The sequence below is a fragment of the Bradyrhizobium sp. genome (assembly GCF_017881085.1).
Lineage (GTDB): Bacteria > Pseudomonadota > Alphaproteobacteria > Rhizobiales > Xanthobacteraceae > Bradyrhizobium.
This window is the reverse complement of the sequence record NZ_JADGRI010000427.1, coordinates 1-3,648: the sequence shown is the minus strand read 5'-3', so window position 1 is coordinate 3,648 and position 3,648 is coordinate 1. Positions and strand designations below refer to the sequence as shown.

Genomic DNA, 3,648 nt, shown 5'->3' with positions numbered 1-3,648 from the left:
GCGGATCTTCTTCCGGAGAGTGTCCGCCGCGTCTGTCCAGCTTGCATGACGGAGTCCGCCTACCATCGGCTCTGGTGGGACTGGTCGTTCGTCTCCACTTGTCCGACTCACGGCTGCATGCTCGTCGATCATTGTACTTGTGGATCGAAGCTTTCCTGGAAGGACGGCTCACCCGTCAAATGTCGCGAGTGCGTCGACGGCGACGTGCGAGACCATCCGCTCGAATTGGCGGAACCCAGGATGACTGATCCCGATCGTTGGGCCATCGATCGGGTCATCGGTGATCGCTCGCTGCGTGTCGGGCTTCTCGACGATGTTCCTCTCGGGTACGCAGCCGAATTGGTGAAACGCGTCGGCGCGCTCGACATGTTTGGCTACCGTCCTACCTACCCTCAACTGGTCGACCACCAGGAAATTCGCGATGTGCGGGCTCGCGGCTTCGAGCTTCTCGCTTCTGGAGACGCGGCGAGTGCCTTGGAGCGGGCTTACGAAGGATATCTCATGTCGTCTGGCGGCTCTTCGCCGACACTCAAGGAAATGTACGGCTGGTTCTATCCATGGTTCAGGTTCAATGGTGGTCCCCGGCTCTTCTATCGCATGGGCGAGGCGATTTTCCAGCATGCGTCGACCAAGATCCAGGTTACGCGACGCGCCTTCTCCAGTCTGTTGCGGGCCGGCACCGGTCCAGTAACCCTTTCCGAAGCAGCGGCGATGGCCAAGGTCCGGATCGGCACGATGCGCAAGTTCCTTTCAATGGAAGGGCTGATCCGTACGGAGAAGCGGAAGGGAATGCCGGTCCTGGTGGAGCGCGCCGTCGCCGAGCGCTTGGCAAGGGATATCGCGGCCGCACTATCGCTCACCGACCTCGAGGAACATCTCGGGCTAAGCCGCACGGCGTTGACCAAACTTGTCCGCAGCAATGTCATCCCCTCCTGGATCGTGGGAGGCAAAAGTGGCCAACATGGCTATTTCTTACGGACGGCGGAGATCGCACAATGGCTGGCCGATCTCGTACGGGCAGCGCCGACACTCAAGAAAGCTCCGGCCCGGTCGATCAACTTAGCTAAGGCGCCCCATACTTGTCGTATCGCCAGCACCGTTTTAGTAAGCGCCATCATGCGCGGAGAAATCCGGGTGATTGGCGTACAAGGCGAGAGACGCGACTTCACCAGCGTCCTTGTCGGAATCGACGAAGTTCGCGGATATAGGGACAGAATCGGCACGATTGCCGCGACCGATCCCTTGCGCAACTACCTGCGTTCGAAATAGGCCCTCCTGATAACTCCTCCGCGGTGCCGCCAAACTAGCGGCGCCGCACTTCCTGTCTCGTCCTCCTGAAATCAGAGCCTGTCCAGCGGCCTACCGTAGCCGCAGCAAACTCGCGCCCCACTCCGAAAAGCTCGGTCGTGCGAGATCAACCTGTACGTGTGCACCAGTTAGCGAGTTACATCCTTTTGGGGTGTGAACCGCCGCCTCTAACACTGAATTGGGGTGTAAACGGAAATCTTTTGAGGTGCGCGTAGCCGTTTTGTTGGGTCTTTTTTGGCATGCCACCAGAGGGTTTTGGGATGCGTTACACATTGCTGAAACGGGAAGGCCACTCAAACGAGTGGCCTTTTCTACGGCCACCACCGATCGAGCGGGACGAAGCGCGCGTCGAGCGGATAATAAATCGTAAGCAAGCGTAGCCCGGATGGAGCGAAGCGATATCCGGGACATCGCTCGCCGCACGCTGCTGTCCCGGATTGCGCGGAGCCTGTCATCGGGCGCGCATTCGCGCGACCCGTTGGCGCCATCCGGGCTACAGCTTCGCTGGCAGACCCGCCCTGCTTCTTCACGCGGCCTTGGCGACTTTTTCCGGGGCGGCCTGCTCCATGGCGCGCATATAGAGATCGAGCATGCTCTCGCGCTCGTCGCGCTCTTCCTCGTCCTGCTTTCGAAGTTTGACGATCTCTTTGAGAATCTTCACGTCAAACCCGTCGCCCTTGGCCTCCGCAAATACTTCCTTCTTTTGCTCGTTCAACTCCTGGATCTCGCTGTCCAGATTTTCGATCCGTTCGACGAACGCGCGAATCTTGCCGCCGGGAATGGTGACGTCAGACATGGTGCCTCCCTGATGAATGGAAACGCGAAAATGCGCGCAAGAGAATAACCAATGTGTTAACCTGGGACGCAGGACCGAAAGATGATTAACGGCGCTCAGGTTCCGTTATGTTGCCCCACGCACTCCCACAAAACGCATGTCAAGAAGAACCAACAGCCTTCGCCGCTGGCGGCGGGGCGCACGGTGGGCGCGACGGAAGCTTGCGAAAGCACCGCGGGCAGCCCGGATCGCAGGCGTCGTCGCGATCCTGCTTGCGACCTTCACGCTGACGAACCTCATTTATCACGTGATCCACAAGCCGACCGAGATGTTCTTCTTTGTCGGCAGCGGCCTCGACAAGGAACCGGCCGAGACGTGGCGGCAATACGGGCCGCTGTTCCGCGCGTATTCGACCCATTCGATCACGCCCGAATTGCTGGCCGCGCTGGCGCAAGTCGAGAGTTCAGGCAATCCGGTCGCGCGTACCTACTGGCGCTGGCGATTGAGCCTGAACCCCCTCGCGATTTACCAGCCCGCCTCCAGCGCCGTCGGCCTCTACCAGACGACCGATCCGGCCTACGCCGAGGCCGCGCGGTTCTGTATCCGGGACAATGCCGTCACGGAAACCGGCTGCGGGTTCACCAGCCTCTATTTCCGCGCGTTCCCGAGCCATGCCATCGAACTTGCATCCGTGTATCTCGACCGGCATGTGGCCGCGGTTCTCACCCTCGCGGGCGATGTGAAGCCCAACCCGCAGCAGAAGCAGGATCTGGCTGCCTTTATCCATCTCTGCGGCGCGGGTCCGGCCACCGCTTACGCACGCCGTCACTTTCAGATGATGGCCGGCGAACGGTGCGGCGATCACCTGGTTGCGGCCTATATCTCCAGGGTCAACGCGATGAAGCGGCAGTTCTTGCGCCTCGCAGCCGATGGCAGCAATTAGCTCAGCAAGTAGCCCGGATGAGCGCAGCGACATCCGGGGAAACTCCAACACCGCCCCCGGATATCGCTGCGCTCATCCGGGCTACGCTTGCTATATCGCGCTGTCAGGGTGATCGCAGGCCCGCCCCATGACCGTAATTTCCATCCAGTCGCAGCTCGTAGGGCGGATTAGCGTCAGCGTAATCCGCCGTTTGCAGACGAAAGTGGCGGGTTACGCCTATGGCTAACCCGCCCTACGCGCTTCATGCTCCCGTTCAATCGGTCACCCGTGTTTATCGGGCGCATGTTTTGGCTGCACTGACCATGCCGCTGGCTTGTCGTCTTTGTCGGCTTCGGCCGCCGCCGCCGTCGCCTGCACCTTGCCGGGCTTGTGGTGGGCGGGCGCGTAGATCGCATAGACCTGCATTGGCGTCTTCCCGATATTGGTGATGTTGTGCCAGGTCCCCGCCGGAACGAGGACGCACCAGCCGTTTGAAACTTCCTTTTCAAAAGTCAGTTTGTCCTTCGCGGCTCCCATCTGCACCCGGCCGCTGCCCGCGTCGAGGCGCAGGAACTGATCGGTCTCCGGATGCGCTTCAAGGCCAATGTCGCCGCCGACGGGGATCGACATCAGCGTCACTTGC

4 protein-coding genes are annotated in these 3,648 nt (G+C 60.6%); 2 read left to right on the top strand and 2 right to left on the bottom strand.

Annotation, left to right across the window (positions count from 1 at the left end):
* Nucleotides 1-1,269 (top strand): TniQ family protein (locus QZ213_RS25965; RefSeq protein WP_291688921.1); only part of this gene is annotated, 1,269 nt, incomplete at its 5' end.
* Between the two features lie 565 nt (nt 1,270-1,834).
* Here QZ213_RS25965 and QZ213_RS25960 read toward each other — a convergent pair.
* Nucleotides 1,835-2,104, bottom strand: coding sequence for a DUF2312 domain-containing protein (locus tag QZ213_RS25960; protein ID WP_291688920.1), 270 nt, complete (start codon nt 2,102-2,104; stop codon nt 1,835-1,837).
* Between the two features lie 136 nt (nt 2,105-2,240).
* On the opposite strand from QZ213_RS25960, the gene QZ213_RS25955 reads away from it, so the two are divergent.
* Entirely contained in the window at nt 2,241-3,026 is a 786-nt protein-coding gene (locus QZ213_RS25955; RefSeq protein WP_291688919.1) for a transglycosylase SLT domain-containing protein, read from the top strand.
* 261 nt (nt 3,027-3,287) lie between these two features.
* On the opposite strand, the gene QZ213_RS25950 is transcribed toward QZ213_RS25955, so the two are convergent.
* A partial coding sequence (locus QZ213_RS25950) for a cupin domain-containing protein (protein ID WP_291688918.1) occupies nt 3,288-3,648 on the bottom strand: 361 nt, incomplete at its 5' end.

What these genes read in the sequence shown, in the direction of transcription:
- QZ213_RS25960 (WP_291688920.1), bottom strand. Translation starts at nt 2,104, where the DNA reads ATGTCTGACGTCACCATTCCCGGCGGCAAGATTCGCGCGTTCGTCGAA.
- QZ213_RS25955 (WP_291688919.1), top strand. Translation starts at nt 2,241, where the DNA reads ATGTCAAGAAGAACCAACAGCCTTCGCCGCTGGCGGCGGGGCGCACGG.